The organism is Kitasatospora sp. NPDC001539, from assembly GCF_040298565.1.
In the GTDB taxonomy this organism is placed as follows: domain Bacteria; phylum Actinomycetota; class Actinomycetes; order Streptomycetales; family Streptomycetaceae; genus Kitasatospora.
Genome location: NZ_JBEPAK010000035.1, coordinates 11,809 through 38,130, shown reverse-complemented (window position 1 = coordinate 38,130; position 26,322 = coordinate 11,809). Strand labels below are relative to the sequence as shown.

At 72.1% G+C, this 26,322-nt stretch carries 24 protein-coding genes; 19 read left to right on the top strand and 5 right to left on the bottom strand.

Going from position 1 to position 26,322, the window contains the following annotated elements; all coding sequences use genetic code 11:
- Positions 1 to 278: 278 nt before the first annotated feature.
- Positions 279 to 482: a cold-shock protein gene (locus tag ABT247_RS09005; protein WP_188301247.1), complete on the bottom strand. Its 204-nt coding sequence runs from the start codon at positions 480 to 482 to the stop codon at positions 279 to 281.
- A gap of 376 nt (positions 483 to 858) precedes the next feature.
- On the opposite strand from ABT247_RS09005, the gene ABT247_RS09000 reads away from it, so the two are divergent.
- The 7 genes from ABT247_RS09000 (at position 859) to ABT247_RS08970 (ending at position 9,162) form a co-directional block, all read left to right on the top strand.
- Positions 859 to 1,773, top strand: a complete 915-nt coding sequence (locus ABT247_RS09000) for a menaquinone biosynthetic enzyme MqnA/MqnD family protein (protein ID WP_350740279.1) — start codon at positions 859 to 861, stop codon at positions 1,771 to 1,773.
- A 332-nt stretch (positions 1,774 to 2,105) separates the two neighbouring features.
- On the top strand, positions 2,106 to 3,923 hold the full coding sequence (locus tag ABT247_RS08995) for a serine/threonine-protein kinase (RefSeq protein ID WP_350740277.1): 1,818 nt from the start codon (positions 2,106 to 2,108) through the stop codon (positions 3,921 to 3,923).
- Between the two features lie 73 nt (positions 3,924 to 3,996).
- Positions 3,997 to 5,217, top strand: a complete 1,221-nt coding sequence (gene mqnC, locus ABT247_RS08990; RefSeq protein ID WP_350740274.1) for a cyclic dehypoxanthinyl futalosine synthase — start codon at positions 3,997 to 3,999, stop codon at positions 5,215 to 5,217.
- 10 nt (positions 5,218 to 5,227) lie between these two features.
- Positions 5,228 to 6,058, top strand: coding sequence for an amidohydrolase family protein (locus ABT247_RS08985; protein WP_350740266.1), 831 nt, complete (start codon positions 5,228 to 5,230; stop codon positions 6,056 to 6,058).
- Between the two features lie 257 nt (positions 6,059 to 6,315).
- Entirely contained in the window at positions 6,316 to 6,903 is a 588-nt protein-coding gene (locus ABT247_RS08980; protein ID WP_350740263.1) for a hypothetical protein, read from the top strand.
- Between the two features lie 148 nt (positions 6,904 to 7,051).
- The gene (locus ABT247_RS08975) at positions 7,052 to 7,747 is read left to right on the top strand and encodes a demethylmenaquinone methyltransferase (RefSeq protein ID WP_350740260.1); all 696 of its coding nucleotides are present in this window, start codon (positions 7,052 to 7,054) and stop codon (positions 7,745 to 7,747) included.
- Positions 7,748 to 7,872: 125 nt separating this feature from the next.
- On the top strand, positions 7,873 to 9,162 hold the full coding sequence (locus ABT247_RS08970; protein WP_350740286.1) for a geranylgeranyl reductase family protein: 1,290 nt from the start codon (positions 7,873 to 7,875) through the stop codon (positions 9,160 to 9,162).
- Between the two features lie 220 nt (positions 9,163 to 9,382).
- Here the strand turns inward: ABT247_RS08970 and ABT247_RS08965 are convergent, their stop codons facing one another.
- From ABT247_RS08965 to ABT247_RS08955, 3 genes are all read right to left on the bottom strand, one after another.
- Entirely contained in the window at positions 9,383 to 9,796 is a 414-nt protein-coding gene (locus ABT247_RS08965; RefSeq protein WP_350740257.1) for a MazG-like family protein, read from the bottom strand.
- Between the two features lie 64 nt (positions 9,797 to 9,860).
- Positions 9,861 to 10,571 carry a peptidylprolyl isomerase gene (locus tag ABT247_RS08960; protein WP_350740254.1) on the bottom strand — a complete coding sequence of 237 codons (711 nt, stop codon included), beginning with the start codon at positions 10,569 to 10,571 and terminating at the stop codon, positions 9,861 to 9,863.
- 210 nt (positions 10,572 to 10,781) lie between these two features.
- Positions 10,782 to 11,507, bottom strand: a complete 726-nt coding sequence (locus tag ABT247_RS08955) for a TetR/AcrR family transcriptional regulator (protein ID WP_350740283.1) — start codon at positions 11,505 to 11,507, stop codon at positions 10,782 to 10,784.
- Between the two features lie 102 nt (positions 11,508 to 11,609).
- On the opposite strand from ABT247_RS08955, the gene ABT247_RS08950 reads away from it, so the two are divergent.
- A complete protein-coding gene (locus ABT247_RS08950) occupies positions 11,610 to 12,275 on the top strand; it encodes a CatB-related O-acetyltransferase (RefSeq protein WP_350740251.1) in 666 nt (221 codons plus the stop codon).
- A 301-nt stretch (positions 12,276 to 12,576) separates the two neighbouring features.
- On the top strand, positions 12,577 to 13,602 hold the full coding sequence (locus ABT247_RS08945) for a DMT family transporter (protein ID WP_350740248.1): 1,026 nt from the start codon (positions 12,577 to 12,579) through the stop codon (positions 13,600 to 13,602).
- Between the two features lie 13 nt (positions 13,603 to 13,615).
- Here ABT247_RS08945 and ABT247_RS08940 read toward each other — a convergent pair whose 3' ends face one another.
- Positions 13,616 to 14,242 (bottom strand): hypothetical protein, encoded by a 627-nt coding sequence (locus ABT247_RS08940; protein ID WP_350740245.1) that lies wholly within the window; start codon positions 14,240 to 14,242, stop codon positions 13,616 to 13,618.
- A gap of 202 nt (positions 14,243 to 14,444) precedes the next feature.
- On the opposite strand from ABT247_RS08940, the gene ABT247_RS08935 reads away from it, so the two are divergent.
- From ABT247_RS08935 to nuoH, 10 genes are all read left to right on the top strand, one after another.
- Complete coding sequence (locus tag ABT247_RS08935; protein ID WP_350740242.1) at positions 14,445 to 15,569, top strand: sensor histidine kinase; 1,125 nt, start codon at positions 14,445 to 14,447, stop codon at positions 15,567 to 15,569.
- A complete protein-coding gene (locus ABT247_RS08930) occupies positions 15,566 to 16,297 on the top strand; it encodes a response regulator (protein WP_350740239.1) in 732 nt (243 codons plus the stop codon). The genes ABT247_RS08935 and ABT247_RS08930 overlap by 4 nt, the downstream gene beginning before the upstream one ends.
- An 872-nt stretch (positions 16,298 to 17,169) precedes the next feature.
- On the top strand, positions 17,170 to 17,529 hold the full coding sequence (locus tag ABT247_RS08925) for an NADH-quinone oxidoreductase subunit A (RefSeq protein WP_030060100.1): 360 nt from the start codon (positions 17,170 to 17,172) through the stop codon (positions 17,527 to 17,529).
- Between the two features lie 134 nt (positions 17,530 to 17,663).
- The gene (locus ABT247_RS08920; protein ID WP_350740236.1) at positions 17,664 to 18,218 is read left to right on the top strand and encodes a NuoB/complex I 20 kDa subunit family protein; all 555 of its coding nucleotides are present in this window, start codon (positions 17,664 to 17,666) and stop codon (positions 18,216 to 18,218) included.
- Positions 18,215 to 19,003: an NADH-quinone oxidoreductase subunit C gene (locus tag ABT247_RS08915; RefSeq protein WP_350740233.1), complete on the top strand. Its 789-nt coding sequence runs from the start codon at positions 18,215 to 18,217 to the stop codon at positions 19,001 to 19,003. The genes ABT247_RS08920 and ABT247_RS08915 overlap by 4 nt, the downstream gene beginning before the upstream one ends.
- On the top strand, positions 19,003 to 20,355 hold the full coding sequence (locus ABT247_RS08910) for an NADH-quinone oxidoreductase subunit D (protein ID WP_350740230.1): 1,353 nt from the start codon (positions 19,003 to 19,005) through the stop codon (positions 20,353 to 20,355). Before ABT247_RS08915 ends, ABT247_RS08910 begins: the two co-directional genes overlap by 1 nt.
- Positions 20,352 to 21,107, top strand: coding sequence for an NADH-quinone oxidoreductase subunit NuoE (nuoE, locus tag ABT247_RS08905; RefSeq protein ID WP_350740227.1), 756 nt, complete (start codon positions 20,352 to 20,354; stop codon positions 21,105 to 21,107). Before ABT247_RS08910 ends, nuoE begins: the two co-directional genes overlap by 4 nt.
- The gene (gene nuoF, locus ABT247_RS08900; protein ID WP_350740224.1) at positions 21,107 to 22,468 is read left to right on the top strand and encodes an NADH-quinone oxidoreductase subunit NuoF; all 1,362 of its coding nucleotides are present in this window, start codon (positions 21,107 to 21,109) and stop codon (positions 22,466 to 22,468) included. Before nuoE ends, nuoF begins: the two co-directional genes overlap by 1 nt.
- A complete protein-coding gene (locus tag ABT247_RS08895) occupies positions 22,465 to 24,978 on the top strand; it encodes an NADH-quinone oxidoreductase subunit G (RefSeq protein WP_350740221.1) in 2,514 nt (837 codons plus the stop codon). The genes nuoF and ABT247_RS08895 overlap by 4 nt, the downstream gene beginning before the upstream one ends.
- Positions 24,975 to 26,318: an NADH-quinone oxidoreductase subunit NuoH gene (gene nuoH, locus ABT247_RS08890; RefSeq protein WP_350740219.1), complete on the top strand. Its 1,344-nt coding sequence runs from the start codon at positions 24,975 to 24,977 to the stop codon at positions 26,316 to 26,318. The genes ABT247_RS08895 and nuoH overlap by 4 nt, the downstream gene beginning before the upstream one ends.
- Positions 26,319 to 26,322 lie beyond the last annotated feature (4 nt).

The window sequence follows — 26,322 nt, the reverse complement described above, 5'->3', positions numbered from 1 at the left end:
GGTCGAGGAGTTCGCGTCGTTCCGGCTGGTCCCGTCGTTCGTGCTGGGTGTGCTGGTCGCGCTGGTCGTGCGGTGGGGTGCTCCGCTTCTGGGCGGCCGTCGGCTTCTGGGCGGCCGTCGGCTTCCGGGCGGCCGTCGGCCGGCCCTGGGGAAAAGGCAGGGGGCCCGCCGCGATGGGCAGGCCCCCTTGGGTGCTGCTCTTGTGCTCATGGTGACGGCTGTCGGGAGCCGCCGGCGGACCCGTACGGGTCCCGAGCGATCAGAACATCAGAGGATTGTCAGACAGCGGTGACGTTCTCCGCCTGCGGGCCCTTCGGGCCCTGGGTGACGTCGAAGGTGACCGTCTGGTTCTCCTCCAGCGAACGGAAGCCGTTCGCGTTGATGGCGGAGTAGTGGACGAAGACGTCGGGGCCGCCGCCATCCTGGGCGATGAATCCGAAGCCCTTCTCAGCGTTGAACCACTTGACGGTTCCCTGAGCCATGCCGTTCTCCTTGCGATGCGTGTCGGGGGCCACACCGTGTGACACCCGGTCCGCTGCGCTGATCGCCCTGCCTCCGGACGAGTCCGAAGTTTTTCGATATTGCTGAAAAACTACAAAAAGCCTGCGGTTACATGCTCCGCAGGCTTCAAGTACTGCAAGGGGAATCAAACTGCAACTGAGGGCAACGCTAGCATGCGGTCGCTGTGACGACCAGGGGTCGCTCGTGGTGCGGACGGCGCGTGTCGTGAAGGCCGGGAGCCGGGCGGGGGAAGGCCTGTTGAGGGCGCACCCGGGCGTGTCGGGTGGCCGGTGCCGACCGTCGTGACCACCGGGCATACCCTGCGGGGAGGCGTACGAACAGCAAGGGAGCGGCGCAGTGGCAGCGGACGCGCAAACGCGGGAGCCTCAGGAAAACACGCCGGTCAGGCCGCGGGTCGGCCATATCCAGTTCCTGAACTGCGTCCCCCTCTACTGGGGCCTCGCCAGGACCGGCAACCTGCTCGACCTCGACCTCACCAAGGACACCCCGGAGAAGCTGAGCGACCAGCTGGTCGACGGCTCCCTGGACATCGGGCCGATCACCTGCGTGGAGTACCTGCGCAACGCCGACGACCTGCTGGTGCTGCCCGACATCGCGGTCGGCAGCGACGGCCCGGTGATGTCCTGCCTGATCGTGAGCAAGGTCCCGCTCGCCGACCTCGACGGCCGCCGGGTCGCCCTCGGCTCCACCAGCCGCACCTCCGTCCGGCTGGCCCGGCTGCTCCTGGAGGAGCGCGAGGGCGTCCGTCCGGACTACTTCAGCTGCCCGCCGGAGCTCAGCGCGATGCTGGCCGAGGCCGACGCCGCCGTCCTGATCGGCGACCCGGCGCTGCGCGCCTACCTCGGGCAGGCCGCCGACCTGGGGCTGACCGTCCACGACCTGGGCGCCATGTGGAAGGAGTGGACCGGCCTGCCGTTCGTCTTCGCGGTGTGGGCCGTGCGCCGCGAGTTCGCCGAGCGCCGCCCCGAGCTGACCGCGGCCGTCCACCGGGCCTTCCTGGAGTCCCGCGACCTCTCCCTGGTGGAGGCCGCCAAGGTCGCCGAGCAGGCCGCCCGCTGGGAGTCCTTCGGGCCGGACGTGCTGGAGCGGTACTTCAGCGAGGCACTGGACTTCTCGCTCGGCGAGCGGCAGCTGGCCGGCGTCGCCGAGTTCGCCCGGCGGGTCGCGTACGACAGCGGATTCGAGCCGGACGTGGCGGTGCGGCTGCTGGAGCCGGCTGCGCTGCCGGCCGCCCTGCCGGCCGGTCGGTGACGCCGGGCGGCGGCTCCCGGCGCCAGGACCCGTCGGCGGACCTCGGGAGGCGGCGGACGCCCCTGCCGTAGGGGAGCGGCCGGCGCCTGTTCCGTGCGGGAGTGGCTGCTGTTCCTCCGGTGCGGAAGCGGCTGCCGTCTGTTCCGCGTGGAAGCGGCTGCCCTCCCCGAGGGTTCCGGAGCGCCCCGGGTCGGCCCGGACCGGTACGGTCTGCTCCCGAGACGTGTCCGGCGGGTGGCCCCCGGGTGCGCCGGAGGCGGCGCACGCGGCCGGGACCGCCTTGGGGGCGCGCGTCCGGGGGTGAGGGCGAGGGCGAGGGGAGCGTGCGGGGCATGCGGGCACTGGGGTCGGACGACCCGCGTCAGGTGGGCGCGTACCGGCTGCTGCGGCGGCTCGGTTCGGGCGGTATGGGCCGGGTCTACCTCGGCCGGACGGCCGGCGGGCGCACCGTCGCCGTCAAGGTGGTGCGTCCCGAGCTGGCGGACGACGCCGAGTTCCGCGCCCGGTTCCGGCAGGAGGTGGCCGCCGCCCGGCGGGTCGGCGGCAGTTGGACGGCGCCCGTCCTGGACGCCGACACCGAAGGAGAGCGGCCCTGGGTCGCCACCGGCTACGTCGCCGGTCCCTCGCTCACCGCCGCCGTCCAGCAGTACGGGCCGCTGCCCGACCCGGCCGTCCGCGGCCTCGGAGTCGGCCTCGCCGAGGCACTCGCCCACGTGCACGGGCTCGGCCTGGTGCACCGCGACGTCAAGCCGTCGAACGTCCTGCTGACCCTGGACGGGCCGCGACTCATCGACTTCGGGATCGCCCGGGCGCTGGACGCGACCAGCGGTTTCACTCGATCGGGTTATGTGGTGGGTTCACCCGGCTTCATGTCGCCGGAGCAGGCGAACGGGCGGCAGGTCGGTCCGGCCGGGGACGTCTTCTCGCTCGGTGCCGTGCTGGCCTTCGCCGCCACCGGCGTGCACCCCTTCGGCGAGGGGGTCAGCGCGGCCGTCCTGCTGTACCGGGTGCTCCACGAGGAACCGGACGTGACCGGGGCCGCCGAGCCGCTGCGGACGATCATCCTCGACTGCCTGGCGAAGGACCCGACCGCCCGGCCCACGCCCGCCCAGCTGGCGGCCCGGCTCGACCCGGACGGCGCGGGCACCGCCCGGCTGTGGGGCTTCCTGCCGTCGGCGCTCGCGGCCGGGGTGGGGCGCAGCGCCGTGGAACTGCTGGACCTGGAGGACGAGCCGGGGGAAGCCGCGGGAGGCGGGGAGAGCGGGGAGCACAGGGGGAGCGGGGAGAGCAGGGGGAGCGGGGAGAACAGGAAGGACGCGGAGAACGGCAGGGGGGTTGCGGAGGCCGGCGCGGGGAGCGTGGGCGTTGCCGGGGGCGTGCGTGGCGGGCCGGGCGCCGGGGGCGCGGACGGGGCCGAGGTGGTGCCGACGCCGACCATGCCGGCCGGCTACTACCCGCCGGGCGGGTTCGGTCGCCCGGCACCGGAGAAGGCGTGGTGGCGGCGACCGGCCCGCCTCACCACGGCGGCCGTGCTGGCGGCCGCCGTGCTCGCGGGCGTGGGGTACGGACTCTACGAGCAATGGCACCGGGACGATCCGGTGGTTCCGGCCGTGGGGCCGCTGCCCGTCCCGTCGATCGACCCGAGCGACGCGATCGCCTCGCCCGGGGCCTTCGTGCCGGGCGGCACGGACGGTGCCTCGGCGTCCCGGTCGGCAGTACCGTCGACGGGCCAGGCCCCCTCCGCGTCGCCGTCGGCGGCCGCGACCGGCGGACCGAACGCGGTGCCGGCCGCCTTCCTGGGCACCTGGACCGGGGACATGGTCACCGACAAGGGACTGCCCGGCGGCACCACCACCCTCACCGTCCGGCCGGCCGCGATCGGCCAGGAGGCCACCACCAGCCGCAACGCCGTCACCGGCCTGGTGTCGATCAGCTGCGAGGGCGCCTGGACGCTCAGGTCGGTCTCCGACACCAAGCTGGTCTTCCAGTCGCGGCTGGTGCGCTCCTCGCTCCCCGGCACCTGCACCGGAGGCGCCGAGACCGAGACGCTCACCCTCCAGGCCGACGGGACGATCAGGTTCAGCTCCGCCGACCCGGCCGCCGGGAACCCCGTCGGAACGATGCACAAGGTGAACGGGACGGCGGGCTGAGGGTGTCCGAAAGGCCTGGCGTAGGCTGGTTCGGCCGTACCCCCGTAGCACTTGAGAGAGAGAAGGCCGCCAGGTGACCGAGCTCGCAGCGACCACCCTCGATGCGTCCAGCACCGACCTGCAGGCCGTGCTCGACCGGGCCGCCGGCGGTGGCCGGATCACTCCGGAGGAGGCGCTGGAGCTCTACCGCTCGGCGCCGCTGCACGCGCTCGGCTCCGCCGCCGACGCCGTGCGCCGCCGTCGCTACGCCGGTACCGAGCACATCGCGACGTACATCATCGAGCGCAACATCAACTACACCAACGTCTGCGTGACGGCGTGCAAGTTCTGCGCCTTCTACGTGCCGCCGAAGAGCGACAAGGGCTGGTCCCGCGAGCTCGACGAGATCCTGCGCCGCTGCGCGGAGACCGTCGAACTCGGCGGCACCCAGATCATGTTCCAGGGCGGCCACCACCCGGACTACGGCGTGGAGTACTACGAGCGCGCGTTCTCGGCGATCAAGGCCGAGTTCCCCCAGCTGGTGATCCACTCGCTGGGCGCCTCCGAGGTCGAGCACATGTCCCGGATCTCGGACGTCTCCGTCGAGGAGGCGATCACCCGGATCCACAAGGCGGGCCTGGACTCCTTCGCCGGCGCCGGCGCGGAACTGCTGCCGGAGCGGCCGCGCAAGGCGATCGCCCCGCTGAAGGAGTCCGGCGAGCGCTGGCTGGAGATCATGGAGATCGCCCACGGCCTCGGCGTCGAGTCCACCTCCACCATGCTGATGGGCACCGGCGAGACCAACGCCGAACGGATCGAGCACCTGCGGATGATCCGCGAGGTGCAGGACCGCACCGGCGGCTTCCGGGCCTTCATCCCGTACACCTACCAGCCGCAGAACAACCACCTCAAGGGCTCGACCCAGGCCACCGTCTTCGAGTACCTGCGGATGATCGCGATCGCCCGCCTGTTCCTCGACAACGTCGCCCACATCCAGGGCTCCTGGCTCACCACCGGCAAGGAGGCGGGCCAGCTGTCGCTGCACTACGGCGCGGACGACCTCGGCTCGGTCATGCTGGAGGAGAACGTCGTCTCGGCGGCCGGTGCCAAGCACCGCTCCAACCTCACCGAGCTGATCCACCTGATCCGGGCCGCCGACCGCGTCCCCGCGCAGCGCTCGACCACGTACGAGCACCTGCGGGTGCTGGACGACCCGGCGAACGACCCGGTCGACCCGCGGGTCGCCTCGCACATCGCCTCCACGGCGATCGAGGGCGGCACCGCCCACCCCGAGCTGAAGATCCTGGACAACTGAGTCCGGACCGGTGCTGACCCTCCACCGGGCGGCCCTGGTGCTGCCCGACCCGGCCGACCCCACCGCCCCGTCCTTCGCCGACGGGGCGGTGGTGGTGCGCGGCGAGCACGTCGAGGCCGTCGGGCCCTACCCCGAGCTGGCGGCTGCGCACCCGGCGGCGCGGGTCCGGGACTGGGGACGGGCGGTGCTCACGCCCGGGCTGCGCAACCCCTACGGGCAGCGGGCGTTGGAGCGCGACTACCACCCGGACCCGCGGGAGCAGATCGGCGTCGAACCGCTCGCGGACGGCTTGGCCGGCTGTGCCGACGAGACCCGCTGCGGGGCGAGCGCACGACGGGGGCTCCAGCGGATGCTCGGCTACGGGGTGACGGCGGTGGCCGGGCCCTTCGAGCGGCCGTCGGTGCGGACGGCGGTCGCGCGTTCGGGGCTGCGGGCGACGGCGGGGGAACTTTCGGCGGGGGCGGGGGAGCCGTTGGGGGGCGCGGTGGCCGGGGCGGCGCCGTTGGATCCGCTGGCGGTGCTGCCGCTGGGGCGGGCCGTGTACGGGCGGGTGACGGCCGGCGGGCGGGCGGACTTCGCGGTCTTCGAGCTCCAGGAGGCTCCGGAGGTTCGTGGGGCCGGGGTTCGTGAGGTCCATGAGGCCCAGGGGGTTTCGGAGGTTTCGGAGTTTCCGGAGGTTTCGGGGCTTCCGGAGGTTTCGGGGCTTCCGGAGGTCCGTGTGGCGGAGGTCCAGGAGGCTTCCGGAGGTTCCGCCGTTGACGTCGAGGGGAACTCTGGGCCGCGGGCGGGCGGCTGTCTGGCAACCGTCCTGGGCGGGCGGTTGGTGTACCGCCGACGGTGACGGACCGCGGGAGCGGTCCGGTGTGACGTACTCGTCAGTAGCAGGATCGCCCTGCTGTGCAAGGCACTTGCTTCGTGTGCCCCCGAACTCCGGTACTCACCCCGGGGGGTGATTGCCCCTTCGCCGTGACCTGAGGGCCCGCCAGCGGATACGATCCCGGACAGCTCACTCCGTACCCTCACCACACCACCGCCCGTGCCCGCGGGCGGCGGGGCCGCGCCACAGGCGGGCCCCGGAGGCAAGCCAGGACAGGAACCATGCGAACCGCGACCGTTCCCCCGCCGCGCACCCCGCGGTTGGGCCGTGGTTGGTACCTCGCCGCCGTGCTCAGCGCAGTGCTGGCCGTCGGCATGTGCCTGCTCGGTTGGCGTCAGGCCGACCAGGCGGACCGGATCGGGGCACACCCGGTGAGAGTCGAAGGCGTCGTCACCCAGCTGCCCACCGGCGGCGGCACCTACAGCGCGGTCACCTACAAGGTGAGCGGCCAGCCGCACACCGCTGCCGCGCTGCCGCTGGCCGACGGTGCCAGAATCGGCGACACGATCTGCCTGGAGCACGCTGCTGACGACCCCGGAGCCGTACGGATCTGCGGCGACACCTACCCCCAGCCGGTCGGCGTCGGGCTGGCCCGGTTCAGCGTGCCGGTGGCCGTGGTGCTCTTCGCGATCTGCGTGCTGCGCATCCGCCGGCACCGGAGGACCGTCGCGGTCCGCAACGGGCAGGGCCGTCTCACCGCCAACCTCGCGCTGGCCGCCGAGGCGCTGGCCGACGGGATGCCCGCGATCACCCACGGCAAGCGCTCCCGCCGCCGGCGGCGTGCGGCCGGCCGACGCGGGGTGCACTGACCCCGTCGGCGGCGTGCGGCCGAGGCGGGGTGTACTGACGCCGCCGGGCGGCGCGCGGGCGGCCGAGGCGGGGTGTACTGACGCCGCCGGACGGCGACCGGTGCGCCCCGTTGACCGGCGCGTCCGTTCCAGGGTGAACAATGGGTCCGTGACCCGAGCCTCTCTGGACAAGCAGCCGCACGAAGTCGCCGCCATGTTCGACGACGTCGCGGCCAAGTACGACCTCACCAACGACGTGCTCTCCCTCGGCCAGGCCCGCGCCTGGCGCCGGGCGGTGGCCGAGGCGGTGGCCGCCGGACCGGGGGACCTCGTACTCGACCTCGGGGCCGGCACCGGCACCTCCTCGCTGCCCTTCGCCGACGCCGGGGCCACGGTCGTCCCGTGCGACTTCTCGGTCGGCATGCTCACCGAGGGCAAGCGCCGCCACCCCGAGCTGCCGCTCACGGCCGGCGACGCCACCCGGCTGCCGTTCGCCGACGACACCTTCGACTCGGTGACGATCTCCTTCGCGCTGCGCAACGTTCAGGACACCGAGGCGGCGCTGCGCGAGATGCACCGGGTCACCAAGCCCGGCGGCAAGCTGGTGATCTGCGAGTTCTCCACGCCGACCTGGACGCCCTTCCGCACGGTCTACACCGAGTACCTGATGCGTGCGCTGCCGCCGGTGGCGACCGCCGTCAGCAGCAACCCGGACGCGTACGTCTACCTCGCCGAATCCATCCGGGTCTGGCCGGACCAGCCCTCGCTGGCCGCCAAGCTGCAGACGAGCGGCTGGTCGAAGGTCGCCTGGCGCAACCTCACGGGCGGGATCGTGGCGCTGCACCGGGGCTACAAGACCACGTAGCCCGGCGGGGCAGGGCGCGGGGGCCGCCGACGGCGTGAGCGGAACTAGACTGCCGGAGAACAAAAGCCGCCGTCCCCCCGCCGCAGCTCCAGGAGTGTGTCCACGTGTCCGAGACCGCAGCCGATCTGACGAAGCCGGACAGCACGGTCGAGAGCACCGCGGACGTCATCGTGGTGGGCGCCGGACCGGCCGGCTCCACCACCGCGTACTACCTGGCCCAGGCCGGGCTGGACGTGCTGCTGCTGGAGAAGACCGCCTTCCCGCGCGAGAAGGTCTGCGGCGACGGACTGACCCCGCGCGCCACCAAGCAACTGGTGGACATGGGCATCGACGTCTCCACCGAGAACGGCTGGCTCCACAACAAGGGCCTGCGCATCATCGGCGGCGGCGTCCGGCTGGAGCTGGACTGGCCCGAACTGTCCTCCTTCCCCGACTACGGCCTGGTCCGCAAGCGCGCCGACTTCGACGAACTCCTGGCCCGCCAGGCCGAGAAGGCCGGCGCGCGACTCTACGAGCGCTGCAACGTGAGTGGGCCGGTCCTCGACGACCGCACCGGCCGGATCGTCGGCGTCACCGCCAAGCTGGGCGAGGAGAAGCGAGCGGTCACCTTCCGCGCCCCCCTGGTGGTCGCCGCCGACGGCAACTCCACCCGGCTCTCGCTGGCCATGGGCCTGCACCGGCGTGAGGACCGCCCGATGGGCGTCGCCTACCGCACGTACTTCAACTCGCCGCGCCACGACGACGACTACCTGGAGTCCTGGCTGGAGCTGTGGGACACCCGCGACGGCCAGCGCAAGCTGCTGCCCGGCTACGGCTGGGTGTTCGGCATGGGCGACGGCACCTCCAACGTCGGCCTCGGCATCCTCAACTCCTCCTCCGCGTTCGGCGAACTCGACTGGCGCGAGGTCCTCAAGGCCTGGTGCGCGAGCATGCCCGAGGAGTGGGGCTACACGCCCGAGAACATGACCGACCCGATCCGCGGCGCCGCCCTGCCGATGGCCTTCAACCGGCAGCCGCACTACACCCGCGGCCTGCTGCTGGTCGGCGACGCGGGCGGCATGGTCAACCCGTTCAACGGCGAGGGCATCGCCTACGCGATGGAATCCGGCCAGATCGCCGCCGGGGTCATCACCCAGGCCCTGGCCCGGGTCACCGCCGGGGGGCGCGAGCGCGCCCTCCAGGCCTACCCGCGCATCCTCAAGGACGTGTACGGCGGCTACTACACGCTGGGCCGCGCTTTCGTGAAGCTCATCGGCAACCCCAAGGTCATGCAGCTGGCCGCCCAGCACGGCCTGCCCCGACCGCTGTTGATGCGCTTCACCCTCAAGCTGCTCGCCAACCTCACCGACCCCCAGGGCGGCGACGCGATGGACCGCGTGATCAACGGGCTGACTCGGGTCGCGCCCAACGCCTGACGAGCCGCGGTCCGGGCCGAGGCAGGACCGGGGCCGGGGCCGAGGCAGGGGCGGGACCGGAGCCGGGTCCGAGGCCGGGGTTGGGGCCGGGGCCCGGGGGCCCGGGGAGCCGGGTCGGGGCATGGGCTGAGGAGCTGAGGGGCGGGCTACGGGGTGGCGGCGTGCACCGGGCCGCCGCGGGCGGCTCGGGCTGTGCCGGGGCTTCCGTCTTGCGGCCCGGTCATTCCGGATCGGTCGCCCCTCGGTCTGGCTGCGCCTGTTCCGCGGTCTCCGGCTGCTCCGCCGTCTCCCGCCGTTCCGAACTCTCCGGGAGGGGGCGGGCGGCGGCGGAGCGTTGCTCGACGTAGGCGAGGCGTTCGGCGAACACCCGGGACGCGTCCGGGGTGAGCGTGCGGAGCGCGACCAGGGCACTGAAGACGACGTCGCAGAGCTCGTGCTGGACGTCCTCCCAGGTGTGGGTGACGCCCTTGCGCGGGTTCTGGCCGGTGGCACCGATCACCGCCGCGCCCACCTCGCCGACCTCCTCGGAGAGCTTGAGCAGCCGCAGCAGGCGCTCCTCCTGCGGCGACTGGGTGCTCTGTTCGTCCAGCCATGCGACCAGGTGGTCGACGCTCTCCCAGATCCGGCTGTCCATGCGGTGCTGCTCCCCTGCGGTGTCGTTGCTGCTGTCACCGTACGGGAGGCGGGCGTCGCCGGTGTCAGCGCTTGCTGATCTTCACTTGCCGGATGTTCACCGGGACGTTCGGGAAGCCGTCGCCCGGGTTGTTCTGGTCGTCCTCGCCGGCGGCGGCGATCTTCTGCAGGACGTCCAGACCGGCCGTGATCCGGCCGAACGGGGTGTAGGCGGGGGATAGCTTGGTGTCCTTCCAGACGAAGAAGAACTGGCTGCCGTTGGTGTTCGGACCGGCATTGGCCATGGCCACGGTGCCGGCCGGATAGGTGGCCCCGGTGAGGTTCTCGTCCGGGAAGGAGTAGCCGGGCCCGCCGCTGCCCGTGCCGGTCGGGTCGCCGCACTGCAGGACGTAGATCCGCTGGGTGGTGAGCCGGTGGCAGTGGGTGCGGTCGAAGTAGTCGTGCTCGGCGAGGAAGCGGAACGAGAAGGTGGTGCAGGGTGCCTTGTCGGTCAGGGCCTCGAAGGTGATCGCCCCCTGGTTGGTCCTCAGCGTCGCGCGGTACGGCTGAGCCGCTTTCCGGGCGTCGAAGACCGGGATGCCCTTGAAGTTGTCGGCCGGCACGGCCGGTGTGTAGGTGCAGGCCGCGCTCGGAGCGGGGGTGGCGTCCGAGGGCGCGGCGACGGCGGTGCCGGTGCTCGCCGCGAGCGGGAGGACGGTGGCGGCGGCGACCAGCGCCCAGTGCTTGCGATTCACGTGACGGGCCTTCCGAAGGGTGGTGGACGGCTGGATTGTCATGGAGGAATCATCCACGGGCGGGTGGGTCCGCGGTAGGGGGCGGGACGCCCGGGGCGGGTGTGGTGGCGCCAGGGTGATGGCGCGTCAATGGCCCTCGGGGTTGGTCGGTGTCGGGGTGGGGGCGCTTGGATCGGTGAGGTCTTTGTGGTCGTCCTTGTGGTGTCGGTTGTCTGCTCCGGTCGTCTCCGTCGTCCTGCTGGTCGTGGTTGCTCAGGCCTGGCTGCTTTCGTCGCCGCCGCCGCCGTCGCCGTCGCCGTCGTTGCGGTCGTTGCGGTCATTGCGGTCGTCGCTGGCGTTGCGGTCGTCGGGTTCGGCCGGAGGGGAAGCGAACAGTCCTGCGCGGGCGGCGAGGGCGGCGGCGTCGGCGGCTCGCTCGGCGGTGCGGGCGTCGAGCGGTTCGCCGGTCACGAACAGGCGGTAGTAGAGCGGGGCGGTCGCGGCCCGGACGACCTCGTCGCCGTCCGTTCCGGTGGGCAGCTCGCCGCGGGCGACGGCCCGTTCGGCCACCTCGGCGGCTTGGCGGTGGCGGGCGGCGAAGAAGGCGCGTAGCGCGGCGGCGCCGACGTCGGAGCGCTGGGCGGCGGAGATCAGCGCGGTCGGCGTGGGGCCGAGCTCCGGATCGGTGAAGACGCTGAACACCTCCTGGGTGATCCGGCGAAGGTCCTGCCGGAGGTCGCCGGTGTCGGGCAGCGGCCAGGGCTGGTCGGCGGAGGACGCCAGGGCCTCCGCGACCAGTCCGTCCACGCCGCCCCATCGCCGGTAGAGGGTCGCCTTGTGGACGCCGGCGCGGGTGGCGACCGCCTCGACCGTGAGGCCGTCGTACCCCTTCTCGGTGACTTCGGCGAGCGTGGCGGCGACCACGTCCGCCCGGACCCGTGCGGTGCGGCCACCGGGGCGCGGGGTGGGAGTGCGGGGTGGCTGCTCGGGGTTGGTCACTTCAGTCAAAGTCGACTCCAGTCGCGTTAACTCTTGCTGTGGGGCGGCGGTCGTGCCATGCTGATCGTAATGCGATTCCTGTCGCATTACGAGAGGAGCCGAATGACCGCCACTGCCATCCCCGACCCCGCCCTCCTTCACCCGCTCGCCGGCCACGACCGGGTCGTCCTGCTGCGGTCGCTCGTCACCGACCCGCGGATCGAGGTCGGTGAGTACACCTACTTCGACGACCCCGAGGGCGCCACTCGCTTCGAGGAGCGCAACGTCCTCTACGCGTACGGTCCCGAGCGGCTGGTGATCGGCAAGTACTGCGCGATCGCCACCGGGACCCGCTTCCTGATGGCGGGTGCCGCCCACCCGGACATCGGCGTCTCCACCTTCCCGTTCACGATGTTCGGCGGCAGCTGGACGGAACGGACCCTCGACCTCGTCACGGGTCTGCCCACCCGGGGCGACACCGTGATCGGCAACGACGTCTGGCTCGGCTTCGGGGCCACTGTCCTGCCGGGCGTCAGGATCGGCGATGGTGCGATCGTCGCTGCCGGTGCGGTGGTCACCGCTGACGTCGAGCCGTACACCGTCGTCGGAGGCAACCCTGCCCGACCGATCCGGCGCCGCTTCGACGATGCCGACGTCGAGCGGCTGCTCCGCGCGGCTTGGTGGGACTGGCCGGTCGAGCTCGTCACCGAGCACGTCCGCGTCATCATGTCCGGCACGCCGGCCGACATCGAAGCGATCGCGGCGGCGAACGGGTTGCTCGACGACTGACCGTGCGGACGGAGTAGCCCGCGTGGACAGGAGGGGGCGAACCGGGAGGGTGGGCCGAACGGATCTGAGCAGGCCGGCCGGGCAGTTCGGGCCTGATGGACCGAGTGGACCATCCAGTGTCCGGAACGCCGTTGATCACGGGGTGTCCGGTGCGCGATGATGGCGCGCCCTCGCTCCACGCCGCACCCTCGCTCCACGCCCTACCCCATGCGCCGCCGGGCTTTCCGCCCGGCTCCTGGTCCGTCCGACGCCGTACGGTACTCGCGCCCGCCGGTTCCGTTCGCTCGGAGGGATCCTCGCCATGCCTGCCTCCCTGTCCAAGAGATCGACCTCCTCGGTCCTTCGTGATCTTCCGGTGCTGCTCGTGGCGGTGGTGTGGGGGTCGAGCTTCCTCGCCGTCCAGCGGGTGGCCGGCCCGGGAACCGTCGTGGCGATGCTCGTGCTGCGGTTCGGGCTGGTGTTGCCGCCGCTAGGGGCAGCCGCCTGGCGGGCGCTGCGACGGCTGAGCCGGGCGGAGTGGCTCGGAGGCGCCGCATTGGGGTTGGTGCTCAGCGGGATCTTCCTGCTGGAGACCTACGGCGCCGTGCACACCTCCGCGACCAACGCTGGGCTGATCATCAGCCTCGCGATGGTGCTCACCCCGCTCGGGGAGAGTGCCCTCGGTCGGACCGCGCCACCGCGGGCCTTCCTGGCAGCCGCCGGAGTGGCAGTCCTCGGCGTGGCCCTGCTCACCGGGGACGGCGGGCTGCGTGCTCCCTCGCTCGGCGACCTGCTGGTGCTGGGGGCGGCCCTCGTGCGTTCCGCGTACGTCCTCGCCATGGGCCGCTGCCGGGCACTGCGGAACTCCGACATGCTCGCGGTGACTTGGGTCCAACTCGCCGTGGCAACGGGTGTGTTCGCCGTTGTCGCGCTGTCCGTGGGGCCGGCGCCATGGATCCTCGCGGGCTCGTACGGGGTCGGCCAGTGGGCCTGGTTGCTCCACCTGTCCTTGTTCTGCACGCTGTTCGCCTTCTTCGTCCAGATGTGGGCCGTCAGGGCCACCTCGCCCTCCCGGGTGAGCTTGCTGCTCGGCACCGAACCACTGTGGGCCGCCGTCTTCGGGATCACCGTGGCCGGGAACCGGATGGGCCCACTCGCCCTGCTCGGCGGGGCCTTGGTGCTCGTCGCGACCGAGTGGGGCCGTCGTGCCGCCCCGATGTCTCGCCCGGCCGGGGGCGGGGACGGGGCGGGGGCCGGTCCAGCGGCCGAGACAGGGGCCGTTGCGGACCTGGGCGCCGGTGCGGGTTCCGGGCTCGGCGAGCCGCGGCGGGAGTCGGCTCCGGTGTGACCCGTCGTCGTGGTCACCGGCGCCGCCGCAGGGTGCGACGGGCGTAGTCGACGGTGACCGCGCCGAGCAGCGGACCCCAGGCGACAAGTGGCGCATAGGCGATGGTCATCACCACCCCGGCGAGACCGTGCGGCGAATCGGGCTCCGCCAAGTTGTCGGCCCAGCGCCCGGACAGCCCCTTCATGCCGAGGTAGGTGAGTATCGCCGAGCCCAGCAGCGCCGGGATGATCGCCGCGAGCGGCCGAACCCGGCGGCCGCCGATCAGCGGGATCCATCGGGGCGCCACCTGCCCCCAGGGCCGGACCAGGCCGAGGGTCAGGAACGCCAGGGACTCGGCCAGGGCGCTCAGTGCCACGCAGTAGACGGTGCCCCACCCGGGCTGGTGCTCGCCGTACGCCGCGGCCGTCGCGCCGCTGAAGCCGACCGGGACGCCGAAGCCGAACGCGATCCGCCACAGCCCGGAGGGGACGGTGGTGAGGACGGCGGCCTTGGCGGCGAACCGGGCCCAGCGCGGGGCGGGCGGGACGTCCGCGGGAGCAAGGGCTGCCGGGTGCGCAGAGCCTGCCGGGGCGACGGGGCCGGTGGCGGCCGAGCCGCTCCGGTGCCCCGCGCTGCGGGCGTTGATCATGAGCTTTGACATGGTGGGTGCTCCCTCGGGACCAGACCGACCCCTCGGCCGGTGCGATGGCTCAAGACTGGATGTTCACCAGGGAGCTGCGGCAGTGCCGATCGGGCTGTTAGCCCTGGTCAATCAGCCTGTGGAATATGCCGATCGACACAGGCGCAGCACCCGAACCGCGTCGTAATGTGACGTCAGGCGATGAGAGACGAAGGTGGTGACGATGACTCAGCTGCTGTGGCTGGTGGTGCCGGCCCTGTTGCTGCCGGCTTGGGCGGTCCGCGCGCGCTACGGCTTGGCCGCAGTGACGACCGTTCTCGGGGCGGTATCGGTGGCGGTCTCGGTCACCGTCTGGTGCGCCGGGCGCTGGACGGAGGAGAACCGTCTGTCCGGAGCGGTCGGGCTGGTCGAGGTGGCCGCCCTGCTTCTGGCGGTTCTCCTGACCCTGCGCGCCGAGGAAGGCCCCAGGTGCGCGGTGGCGACGTGGACCGCGAGTGGAGCGGTCGCCCTCTGGCCGTCTCGCTTCACGGTTGTCGAGGGGCCGGCCGACGCGTTCATGCTCTTCGGCTTCGGGTCGATGTTGTGCCTGCCGACCGTGCTGATCGGGCTCTACCTCCGGGGCCTGGACGACGGCAGGGCCAGGGCGGTGGCCGAGGCCCGTCGGGCCCAGCGGCTCGAACTGGCACACGACCTGCACGACTTCGTGGCGCACGACGTCAGCGGCATGGTGGCCCAGGCCCAGGCGGGGGCCTACCTGGCCTCCCTCGACCCGGCTCGGGCGGTCGAGATGTTCGAGCGGATAGAGCAGGCCGGGCAGCGGGCGCTCGCCTCCTTGGACCGCACCGTTCAGCTGTTGCGCAGCGAGGAGGCAGGTGGCCGGAGTCCTCAGCACGGCCTGGCAGAACTCGTGGAGGTGGCCGAGCGGTTCACCGCTGCGGGCGGCGCCGAGGTGCGGGTGGAGCTTCCCGAAGGGCCGGTGCCCCGCGAGGTGGAGGGCACGCTCCACCGGATCGTGGTCGAGTCCCTGACCAATGTCCGGCGGCACGCGCCCACCGCGCGGACGGTCGACGTGCAGGTCCGCCGAAGCGGGGGGCGGTTGGAGCTGACCGTGACCAATGACGGTGGCGCTCCGGCTTCGGGAGGGCGCCCACGTCGGGGTGGGGGGAGCGGGCTCTCTGGGCTGGCGGCCCGGGCGGAAGCTCTGGGTGGCTCGTTGGAGGCCGGTCCGTACGAGCGGGAGGGCTGGCGGGTCACGGCGGCGCTGCCGTTGAACGCGGCCGCGGGCGCGCCGGGTCGATCGCAGGAGCCGCTGTCGGTCGGCGCAGCGGCAGGGGAGGGGCAGGAATGAACAGCAGCACGGGACCGGTCCGAGTCCTGATCGCGGACGACCAGGCGGACGTGCGCAGTGCGTTCCGGATGATCCTGGACACCCAGCCGGACATCACGGTGGTGGCCGAGGCAGCGGACGGCAGCGCGGCGGTGGCCGAGGCGAAGCGGCTGCGACCGGACGTGGTGCTCGCCGACATCCGGATGCCAAAGCTCGACGGCCTGGAGGTCACCCGGCAACTGGCCGAGCAGCACAAGGTCATCGTGGTGACCACGTTCGACCTGGATGAGTACGTGCACGCGGCGCTGCGCTACGGAGCGGCGGGGTTCCTGCTGAAGCGCTCGGGGCCCGTGCTGCTGATCGAGGCGATCCGAGCCGCGATGGCCGGGGACGCGTTGATCAGCCCGCAGGTCACCGTGCGGCTGCTGCGGCACATGGCGCTTCCGGGAGCGGAACAGGCGGCGGAGCGAGTGCCGGGGTCGGGCTCCGGGATCGGCTCGGGGGTGGGCTCCGGGCCGGGCGCGAAGGGCCCGCTGATAGCCGGGCCGGTGGAGGAACTGACGGCAAGGGAACGGGAGATCGCCGAGCAGGTGGCGGACGGCGCGACCAACGCCGAGATCGGCGCCGGGCTGTTCATCTCACCGGGGACGGTGAAGAACCACCTCGCCAGCATCCAGCGCAAGCTCGGCGCCCGTAACCGGGTGGGCATCGCGGCCTGGGTGTGGGAGCAGGCCGCCGGCAACCGGTAGTCACGGAAGGCCTCGATCGACGGGCGGAACCGCTCGACGGCGTCTCTCGACAGCCGCACCGACAGCCGCACCGACAGCCGCACCGGCGGCCGCCTCCGACGGCCGCCTCCGACGGCCGCCTCCGGCGGACACCTCCGTCGGCGGCGGAACGGCTGGGCGACGGCGCGGAGGGCCGAGCTGCTGGTGCTGGCAGAACCGCAGGCGACGGCGCGAGGCAGCGGCGAGCGGCGGCGAAGGGGCCGAGTCGGCGGAGCCGGTGGCAGGAAGGGACCCCCTCGGCTCCCCCAGGCCAGCCCGCCTCCACCGCTGCCCGCCTCCACCGCTGCCCGCCTCCGCCGTCGCCCGCCCCCTATGGCCGCACTCCTCAGGCCGGCCCACCCTTCACACCCGGCCCGCCCCGCCGGCGCCCGCCCTCACGCCTGACCCCACCCCCCACCCCCGTCCCCACCCCTTGTGAACGAAGGGTCAAGCACACGTTCCGCCCCCCGCCACCCCTGCGGGTGAGCCGCTATAACACGTCAACATGACGCCCGGAAATTTGCCTTCCACTGCCTCTAGTTGATATAGCAGCCCGCCACTGACCAGCCACTTCAAAGTGAGTTGGGACTGGTTGTGATCATTTGACTCCTTTGCGTTGACAACTCTGGGCATGTTCACATTCGCCACGAATAGCGGAGTGTCGTAGATCACAAAGATCCCGTTGAACTGCGTGTCGCAGATCACAAGCCGACGGGCATAGGATGCGCTCACTCCAGGGTTTGTGAACTGCCTCACATGAGGCGGATCCCGGGAACTGGGGCGCGGGTTCACCTGAGCGTGACCCGCCGGTTCCGATCTGCAGTCAAGGACGACTGGACGGAGGGAGCGGGGCAATGAATGCCTACGCGCCGATCCTCGTACTCGGTGCCATCGCGGCGGCGTTCGCGGTCGGCTCCGTCGTGATGGCCTCTCTCACCGGCCCCAAGCGCTACAACCGGGCCAAGCTGGAGGCGTACGAGTGCGGCATCGAGCCGACCCCGCAGCCCGTGGGCGGCGGTCGGTTCCCGATCAAGTACTACCTGACGGCGATGCTCTTCATCGTCTTCGACATCGAGATCGTCTTCCTCTACCCCTGGGCGGTGACCTTCGACGCCCTGGGGATCTTCGGGTTGGTCGAGATGCTCCTGTTCATCGCCACCGTCTTCGTCGCGTACGCCTACGTCTGGCGCCGCGGCGGCCTGGAGTGGGACTGAGCGCGGGCTGGTCGTTCCACCCGTCGACCCGTCGACCCGGTGATCCGGCGACCGCGCGCAACCGCTTGTGAACGGGCGGACAAGCCGGAACCGGCCGACGTACCAGAGCACTTGAGGGCATTGAGAGGGATCTGATGGGAATCGAGGAGAAGCTGCCGAGCGGCTTTCTGCTCACGACCGTGGAGACGGCCGCCGGCTGGGTGCGCAAGTCGTCACTCTTCCCGGCCACCTTCGGTCTGGCCTGCTGCGCGATCGAGATGATGACCACCGGCGCCAGCCGCTACGACCTGGCCCGGTTCGGCATGGAGGTCTTCCGGGGCTCTCCCCGGCAGGCCGATCTGATGATCGTCGCGGGTCGGGTGAGCCAGAAGATGGCCCCGGTGCTGCGCCAGGTGTACGACCAGATGGCCAACCCCAAGTGGGTCATCTCGATGGGCGTCTGCGCCTCCTCCGGCGGGATGTTCAACAACTACGCGATCGTCCAGGGCGTCGACCACATCGTCCCGGTGGACATCTACCTGCCCGGCTGCCCGCCCCGCCCGGAGATGCTGATGGACGCCATCCTGAAGCTGCACGACAAGATCCGGCACGAGCCGCTGGGCGTGAACAGGCGCCGTGCCGAGGAACTCGGCGAGGCCCTCGCGCTGAAGGCCACCCCGATCAGCGAGATGCGGGGGCAGCTGCGATGAACGACCAGGCACCCGAGACCCGCCCCGAGCAGCCGGCCCCCGCCCCGCCGGCCGCCGCCCAGCCGGCCCCCGAGCAGTCAGCCGCCGCCCAGCCGATCCCGGAGCAGCCGGTCCGTGAGATCCCGGTGGAGGTGGTCGGCCGCCGCCAGGGCATGTTCGGTAGCCACGACAGCGGCGACACCTCCGGCTTCGGCGGCCTGACCGCCCCGATCGCCCTGCCCGGCCCCAGCGAACGCCCGTACGGCGGTTGGTTCGACGAGGTCGCCGACGAGCTGGAGGGCGCCCTGGAGGAACAGGGCCTTGACCCGGCCGAGGTGATCGAGAAGACCGTGGTCGACCGCGGTGAACTCACCTTCCACATCGACCGCGACCATCTGCTGAGGACCGTCCGCACCCTGCGCGACGACCCGGCGCTGCGCTTCGAACTGTGCCTCGGTGTCAGCGGGGTGCACTACCCGGGCGACAAGGGCCGCGAGCTGCACGCGGTCTACCACCTGCGCTCGATCACCCACGGCCGGCTGATCCGGCTGGAGGTCACCGCCCCGGACGCGGACCCGCGGATCCCCTCCGTGGTGAGCGTCTACCCCACCAACGACTGGCACGAGCGGGAGACCTACGACTTCTTCGGCCTGGTCTTCGAGGGGCACCCGGCGCTCACCCGGATCATGATGCCCGACGACTGGCTGGGCCACCCGCAGCGCAAGGACTACCCGCTCGGCGGCATCCCCGTCGAGTACAAGGGCGCCCAGATCCCGGCGCCCGACCAGCGGAGGTCGTACAGCTGATGAGCACCCGGCACTACGAACAGACTCCCGGCGAGACCGAGGAGGCACAGGCCCGCGAGACCACCGAAGGCCGGGTCTTCACCGTCACCGGCGGCGACTGGGGCGAGGTGGTCGAAGCGGTCGGCCGGGCCGACGACGAACGCATCATCGTCAACATGGGCCCCCAGCACCCGTCCACTCACGGCGTGCTCCGGCTGATCCTGGAGATCGACGGCGAGACGGTGAAGGAGGCCCGCTGCGGCATCGGCTACCTCCACACCGGCATCGAGAAGAACATGGAGTTCCGCAGCTGGGTCCAGGGCACCACCTTCGTGACCCGCATGGACTACCTGACCCCGCTGTTCAACGAGACCGCCTACTGCCTGGCCGTCGAGAAGCTGCTCGGCATCACCGGCGACATCCCGGAGCGGGCCAACGTCATCCGCGTGATGATGATGGAGCTGAACCGGATCTCCTCGCACCTGGTCTGCCTGGCCACCGGCGGCATGGAGATCGGCTCCACCACCCTGATGACCTACGGCTTCCGGGACCGCGAGCTGTTCCTGGACGTCTTCGAGCTGGTCACCGGCCTGCGCATGAACCACGCGTACGTGCGCCCCGGCGGCCTCGCCCAGGACCTGCCGCCCGGTGCCGTCGACCAGATCCGCGAGGCGGTCAAGGTCTTCCGCTCCCGGATGCACGAGTACGACAAGCTCGCCACCGACAACCCGGTGTTCAAGGCCCGGCTGGTCGACGTCGGCCACCTGGACCTGGCCGGCTGCCTGGCCCTCGGCGCCACCGGCCCGGTCCTGCGCGCCACCGGCCTGCCGCACGACCTGCGCAAGACCGACCCGTATTGCGGCTACCAGGACTACGAGTTCGAGGTGGCCACCGCGGACAGCGCCGACTCCTACGGCCGCTTCCTGATCCGCCTGGCGGAGATGAGGCAGTCGCTGCGGATCGTCGAGCAGTGTCTGGACCGGCTGCGCCCGGGCCCGGTCATGGTGGGCGACAAGAAGATCGCCTGGCCCGCCCAACTGGCCGTCGGCCCCGACGGGATGGGCAACTCGCTCGACCACATCCGCAAGATCATGGGCACCTCGATGGAGGCCCTGATCCACCACTTCAAGCTGGTCACCGAGGGCTTCCGGGTCCCGGTCGGCCAGGCGTACGCGGCGGTCGAGTCGTCCAAGGGCGAGCTGGGCGTGCACGTGGTCAGCGACGGCGGGACGCGCCCGTACCGGGTCCACTTCCGGGATCCGTCGTTCACCAATCTGCAGACGATGGCGGCGATGTGCGAGGGCGGCCAGGTGGCCGACGTGATCGTCGCGGTGGCCGGGATCGACCCGGTGATGGGAGGCGTGGACCGGTGACCAACGTCGAACTCGGACTGCCGGCGCTGCCGGCCCCGCCGTACCCGGAGGAGGTGCGGGCCCGGCTGGCGGCCGACGCCGCCGAGCTGATCGGCCGCTACCCGCAGTCCCGCTCGGCACTGCTGCCGCTGCTGCACCTGGTGCAGGCCGAGGAGGGCTTCGTCAGCCCGACCGGGATCCGGTTCTGCGCCGAGCAGTTGGACCTCACCACCGCGGAGGTCACCGCCGTCGCCACCTTCTACACCATGTACCGGCGGCGCCCGGCCGGGAAGTACCACGTCGGGGTCTGCACCAACACCCTGTGCGCGGTGCTCGGCGGCGACCAGATCTTCGCGGAGCTCCAGGAGCACCTGGGGATCGGGAACAACGAGACCACGGAGGACGGCTCCGTCTCGATCGAGCACATCGAGTGCAACGCCGCCTGCGACTACGCCCCCGTGGTGATGGTCAACTGGGAGTTCTTCGACGACCAGACGCCGGCCAGCGCCAAGAAGCTGGTCGACGACCTGCGGGCCGGCCGCGAGGTGCGGCCCACCCGGGGCGCCCGGCTGTGCGGTTTCAAGGAGACCGCCCGGATCCTGGCCGGCTTCCCCGACGAGCGCCCCGGCGCCAACGACGAGTCCGGCGCCGGCGGCGCCCCCTCGCTGGCCGGCCTGCGGCTCTCCCGGGGCGAGGCGCTGCCCGGCACCGGCGGCACCAAGGTCGTCTCCCCGCGCCACGAGGAGCCCGGACAGGAAGGGACCGAAGCGTGATGACCTCCGCAGAGCCGGCCGAGAAGCTGCTCACCCCCGTCCTGTCCGCCTCCTGGGACGACAGCCGCCCCTGGACGCTCGCCACCTACCGGCGCCACCAGGGCTACGAGGGTCTCAAGGCCGCCCTGGCCATGCCCCCGGACGACGTGATCGCCCTGGTGAAGGACGCCGGGCTGCGCGGCCGCGGCGGCGCCGGCTTCCCCACCGGGATGAAGTGGCAGTTCATCCCGCAGAACGACGGCAAGCCGCACTACCTGGTGGTGAACGCGGACGAGTCGGAGCCGGGCACCTGCAAGGACATCCCGCTGCTGTTCGCGAACCCGCACGCGCTGATCGAGGGCATGATCATCGCCTCCTACGCGATCCGCTGCGACCACGCCTTCGTCTACCTGCGCGGTGAGGTCGTCCCGGTGCTGCGCCGGCTGCACGCGGCCGTCGCGGAGGCGTACGAGGCCGGGCTGCTGGGCCGGAACATCCTCGGCTCCGGCGTGGACCTCGACATCACCGTGCACGCCGGCGCCGGTGCGTACATCTGCGGCGAGGAGACGGCGCTGCTGGACTCGCTGGAGGGCCGGCGCGGCCAGCCCAGGCTGCGGCCGCCGTTCCCGGCGATCGCCGGCCTGTACGCCTGCCCGACGGTGGTCAACAACGTCGAGTCGATCGCCTCGGTGCCGCCGATCCTGGCCCGGGGCAAGGAGTGGTTCAGGAGCCTGGGCACCGAGAAGTCCCCCGGCTTCACGCTCTACTCGCTCTCCGGCCACGTCACCAACCCCGGCCAGTACGAGGCCCCGCTCGGGGTCACCCTGCGCCAACTGCTGGACCTCAGCGGCGGCATCCGCTCCGGTCACCGGCTGAAGTTCTGGACGCCGGGCGGTTCCTCCACCCCGATGTTCACCGACGAGCACCTCGACGTCCCGCTGGACTACGAGGGCGTCGGCGCGGCCGGCTCGATGCTCGGCACCAAGGCGCTGCAGGTCTTCGACGAGACCACCTGCGTGGTGCGGGCGGTCACCCGCTGGACGGAGTTCTACGCCCACGAGTCCTGCGGCAAGTGCACCCCCTGCCGCGAGGGCACCTACTGGCTGGTCCAGTTGCTCAAGCGGATCGAGGCGGGCGAGGGCGTCGACGGGGACCTGGAGAAGCTCCTCGACATCGCCGACAACATCAACGGCAAGTCCTTCTGCGCGCTGGGCGACGGTGCGGCAAGCCCGATCGTCTCCTCGCTCCAGCACTTCCGCGCCGAGTACGAGCAGCACCTGGCCGAGCGCCGCTGCCCGTTCGACCCGGCCGCCTCCACCGTCTGGGCCGACGGCCCCCGCCCCGGCCACCAGTCCGCCACCGAGAGGGAGGTGCACGCGTGACGATCACAGAGCCAACCGCCTCCACGGGACAGAAGCCCGCGGTCGAACTGGTCACGCTCACCATCGACGGCGTCGAAGTGCAGGTGCCCAAGGGCACCCTCGTGATCCGGGCCGCCGAGACGATCGGCACCCAGATCCCGCGCTTCTGCGACCATCCGCTGCTGGATCCGGCCGGCGCCTGCCGGCAGTGCATCGTCGAGATCGAGGGCCAGCGCAAACCCGTCGCCTCCTGCACCATCCCGGTCGCCGAGGGCATGGTGGTGCGCACCCAGCTCAGCTCGCCGGTGGCCGAGAAGGCCCAGCGCGGCGTGATGGAGCTGCTGTTGATCAACCACCCGCTGGACTGCCCGGTCTGCGACAAGGGCGGCGAGTGCCCGCTGCAGAACCAGGCGATGTCCACCGGCGACGCGGACTCCCGCTTCGAGGGCATGAAGCGCACCTACGAGAAGCCGGTGCCGATCAGCAGCCAGGTGCTGCTGGACCGGGAACGCTGCGTGCTGTGCGCCCGCTGCACCCGCTTCTCCCAGCAGATCGCCGGGGACCCGTTCATCGACCTGGTGGAGCGCGGCGCGCTGCAGCAGGTCGGTACCGGGGAGGGGGACGACTTCGAGTCGTACTTCTCCGGGAACACCATCCAGATCTGCCCGGTGGGCGCGCTGACCTCGGCGGCTTATCGTTTCCGCTCGCGCCCCTTCGACCTGGTCTCCTCGCCGAGCGTGTGCGAGCACTGCTCGTCGGGCTGCGCCCAGCGCACCGACCACCGGCGCGGCAAGGTGCTCCGCCGGCTGGCCGGGAACGACCCGGCGGTCAACGAGGAGTGGAACTGCGACAAGGGGCGGTTCGCCTTCCGCTACGCCCAGCAGCGGGACCGGCTGACCACCCCGCTGGTGCGGGTGGACGGCGAACTGGTGCCCGCCTCCTGGCCGGAGGCGCTGGCCCGGGCGGCCGAAGGGCTGCGCGGGGCCCGCACCGGGGTGCTGGCCGGCGGCCGGGTGACGGTCGAGGACGCGTACGCCTACGCCAAGTTCGCCCGGGTGGTGCTGGGCACCAACGACGTGGACTTCCGGGCCCGTCCGCACAGCGGCGAGGAGGCGGACTTCCTGGCCGCCGCGGTCGCCGGGCGCGGGGTGGACCTGTCCGGCGACGGCGTCACGTACGAGCGGCTGGAGCAGGCCCCGGCCGTGCTGCTGGTGGGCCTCGAACCGGAGGAGGAGTCGCCGATCGTCTTCCTGCGGCTGCGCAAGGCCGCACGCGCCCGCGGACCGAAGGTGTACTCGGTGGCGGCCTTCGCCTCCCGGGGCCTGGCCAAGCTGCGCGGCGTGCTGCTGCCGGCCGCTCCCGGCACCGAGCCGGAGTGGCTCGCGGCGCTCGCGGCGGACGAGCCGCTGGACGACGAGGCCGGGCAGGCGGCCGAACTGCTGCGCCGCCCCGGCGCGGTGGTCCTCGCGGGCGAGCGGCTGGCCGCCGTGCCGGGCGCGCTGACGGCGCTGCTGCGGCTGGCGCACGCGACCGGGGCCGAACTGGCCTGGGTGCCGCGCCGGGCCGGTGAGCGCGGTGCGGTGGAGGCCGGCGCACTGCCGGGCCTGCTGCCCGGCGGCCGTCCGGTGGCCGCGCCGGCGGCCCGGGCGGAGGCGGCCGCGGTCTGGGGAGTGGCGGAGCTGCCCTCCCGGCCCGGCCGGGACACCGGGCAGATCCTGACCGCGGCCGCCCAGGGCGACCTGGACGCGCTGCTGGTCGGCGGGGTGGACCCGGACGACCTGCCCGACCCGGCGCTGGCCGACGAGGCGCTCGCGGCGGTGCCGTTCGTCGTGTCGCTGGAGCTGCGGCCGTCCGCGGTGACGGCCCGGGCCGACGTGGTGCTGCCGGTGGCGGCCGTGGCGGAGAAGGCGGGCACCTTCCTGGACTGGGAGGGCCGGGTGCGGATGTTCGAGGCCGCGCTGAAGCCCGACCAGCAGATGGGCCGTCACCTCCAGTCCGACCTGCGCGTGCTGACCATGCTGGCGGACGCGCTGGGCCACCGGTTGGGGCTGCCGGACGTCCGGGCGGCCCGGCTGGAGCTCGACCGCTTCGGGCCCTGGCGGGGTGACCGCGCGGCCGACCCGGCGGCGCACCCGGGCGTGCTGCCGCGCCCGGCGACCGGCCAGGCGGTGCTGGCGGGTTGGCGCCAGCTGCTGGACAACGGGGTGCTGCAGGAGGGCGATCCGCACCTGGCGGGCACCCGGCACCGGGCGGTGGCCCGGATCTCGACGGCCACCGCGAAGGAGATCGAGGCCGAGACGGCGGCCGCGCTGCGGGTGACCGGCCCGGCCGGCTCGGTGATCCTGCCGCTGGAGGTCACCGACTCGCTCCCGGACCGCACGGTCTGGATCCCGCTCAACTCCACCCCGGGCGGAGCCCACCGCACGCTCGGCACCACCGTCGGCCACCTGGTCACGATCGCCGCGGCCGCGTCCGAGCCGGCCGCCGTCGAGGACGCGGGCCGGGCCGGCCGGGAAGGGGAGGTCCGATGACTCCGCAGCCGTACGAGACGCTCCACTTCTTCGGGCAGGACCCGTGGTGGCTGGTGCTGCTGAAGGCGGTGTTCTGCTTCGCGTTCCTGGTCGTGACGGTGCTGATCACGATCGTCTGGGAGCGCAAGGTGGTGGCCTGGATGCAGTTGCGCATCGGGCCGAACCGGCACGGTCCGTGGGGCCTGCTGCAGTCGCTGGCGGACGGCGTGAAGCTGGCGCTGAAGGAAGACCTGGTGGTCAAGGGCTCGGACAAGGTGGTCTACATCCTGGCCCCGATCGTCTGCGCCATCCCCGCGTTCATGGCCTTCGCGGTGATCCCGTTCGGCCCGGCCGGCAACGAGGTGTCGGTCTTCGGCACCCGCACGCCGCTGCAGCTGACCGACTTCCCGGTGGCGCTGCTGTACATCCTGGCGACGGCCTCGGTCGGCATCTACGGGATCGTGCTGGCCGGCTGGTCGTCCGGCTCGACGTACCCGCTGCTCGGCGGCCTGCGCTCGTCCGCGCAGATGATCAGCTACGAGATCGCGATGGGCCTGTCCTTCGCGGCGGTGTTCATCTACTCGGGTTCGATGTCGACCTCCGAGATCGTGGCGCACCAGCAGTCGACCTGGTTCGCGGCGCTGCTGCCGGTCTCGTTCATCGTCTACGTGATCGCGATGGTCGGTGAGACCAACCGGGCGCCGTTCGACCTGCCGGAGGCCGAGGGCGAGCTGGTCGGCGGCTTCAACACCGAGTACTCCTCGCTGAAGTTCGCGATGTTCATGCTGGCCGAGTACATCAACATGGTGACCGTCTCGGCGGTGGCCTCGACCCTGTTCCTGGGCGGCTGGCGGGCCCCCTGGCCGGTGTCGACGTTCTGGGAGGGCGCCAACCACGGCTGGTGGCCGATGCTGTGGATCACGTTGAAGATCCAGCTGCTGGTGTTCTTCTTCATCTGGCTGCGCGGCACGCTGCCCCGGTTCCGCTACGACCAGTTCATGAAGCTGGGCTGGAAGGTGCTGATCCCGGTCTCACTGGTCTGGCTGGTGCTGATCGCGAGCGTGCGGGCGCTGCGCAACGAGGGCTACGGCTTCGGCCAGGTGGTGCTCTACGTGGGCGCGCCGGTCGGCGCGATCCTGCTGCTGGCGCTGGCGCGGGACTTCCTGAGGAAGCCGCCGCAGGGCGCCGGGACGTCCGAGGAGACGGCCGCGCCGAAGGGCGGGTTCGACCCGATGGCGGGCGGGTACCCGGTGCCGCCGCTGCCCGGCCAGGAGCTCCCGCCGGTGCCGCGCAGGCCCAGGCGCACCCCGAAGCAACTGCAGGACGCCCTCAACGGGGCCGACCATTCCGAAGGGAGCTGATCCG

Coding starts and splice junctions, on each gene's coding strand:
- ABT247_RS09005 (WP_188301247.1), bottom strand. CDS start 482: ATGGCTCAGGGAACCGTCAAGTGGTTCAACGCTGAGAAGGGCTTCGGA.
- ABT247_RS08995 (WP_350740277.1), top strand. CDS start 2,106: ATGCGGGCACTGGGGTCGGACGACCCGCGTCAGGTGGGCGCGTACCGG.
- ABT247_RS08980 (WP_350740263.1), top strand. CDS start 6,316: ATGCGAACCGCGACCGTTCCCCCGCCGCGCACCCCGCGGTTGGGCCGT.
- ABT247_RS08965 (WP_350740257.1), bottom strand. CDS start 9,796: ATGGACAGCCGGATCTGGGAGAGCGTCGACCACCTGGTCGCATGGCTG.
- ABT247_RS08960 (WP_350740254.1), bottom strand. CDS start 10,571: ATGACAATCCAGCCGTCCACCACCCTTCGGAAGGCCCGTCACGTGAAT.
- ABT247_RS08950 (WP_350740251.1), top strand. CDS start 11,610: ATGACCGCCACTGCCATCCCCGACCCCGCCCTCCTTCACCCGCTCGCC.
- ABT247_RS08945 (WP_350740248.1), top strand. CDS start 12,577: ATGCCTGCCTCCCTGTCCAAGAGATCGACCTCCTCGGTCCTTCGTGAT.
- ABT247_RS08940 (WP_350740245.1), bottom strand. CDS start 14,242: ATGTCAAAGCTCATGATCAACGCCCGCAGCGCGGGGCACCGGAGCGGC.
- ABT247_RS08935 (WP_350740242.1), top strand. CDS start 14,445: ATGACTCAGCTGCTGTGGCTGGTGGTGCCGGCCCTGTTGCTGCCGGCT.
- ABT247_RS08930 (WP_350740239.1), top strand. CDS start 15,566: ATGAACAGCAGCACGGGACCGGTCCGAGTCCTGATCGCGGACGACCAG.
- ABT247_RS08925 (WP_030060100.1), top strand. CDS start 17,170: ATGAATGCCTACGCGCCGATCCTCGTACTCGGTGCCATCGCGGCGGCG.
- ABT247_RS08920 (WP_350740236.1), top strand. CDS start 17,664: ATGGGAATCGAGGAGAAGCTGCCGAGCGGCTTTCTGCTCACGACCGTG.
- ABT247_RS08915 (WP_350740233.1), top strand. CDS start 18,215: ATGAACGACCAGGCACCCGAGACCCGCCCCGAGCAGCCGGCCCCCGCC.
- ABT247_RS08910 (WP_350740230.1), top strand. CDS start 19,003: ATGAGCACCCGGCACTACGAACAGACTCCCGGCGAGACCGAGGAGGCA.
- nuoF (WP_350740224.1), top strand. CDS start 21,107: ATGACCTCCGCAGAGCCGGCCGAGAAGCTGCTCACCCCCGTCCTGTCC.
- nuoH (WP_350740219.1), top strand. CDS start 24,975: ATGACTCCGCAGCCGTACGAGACGCTCCACTTCTTCGGGCAGGACCCG.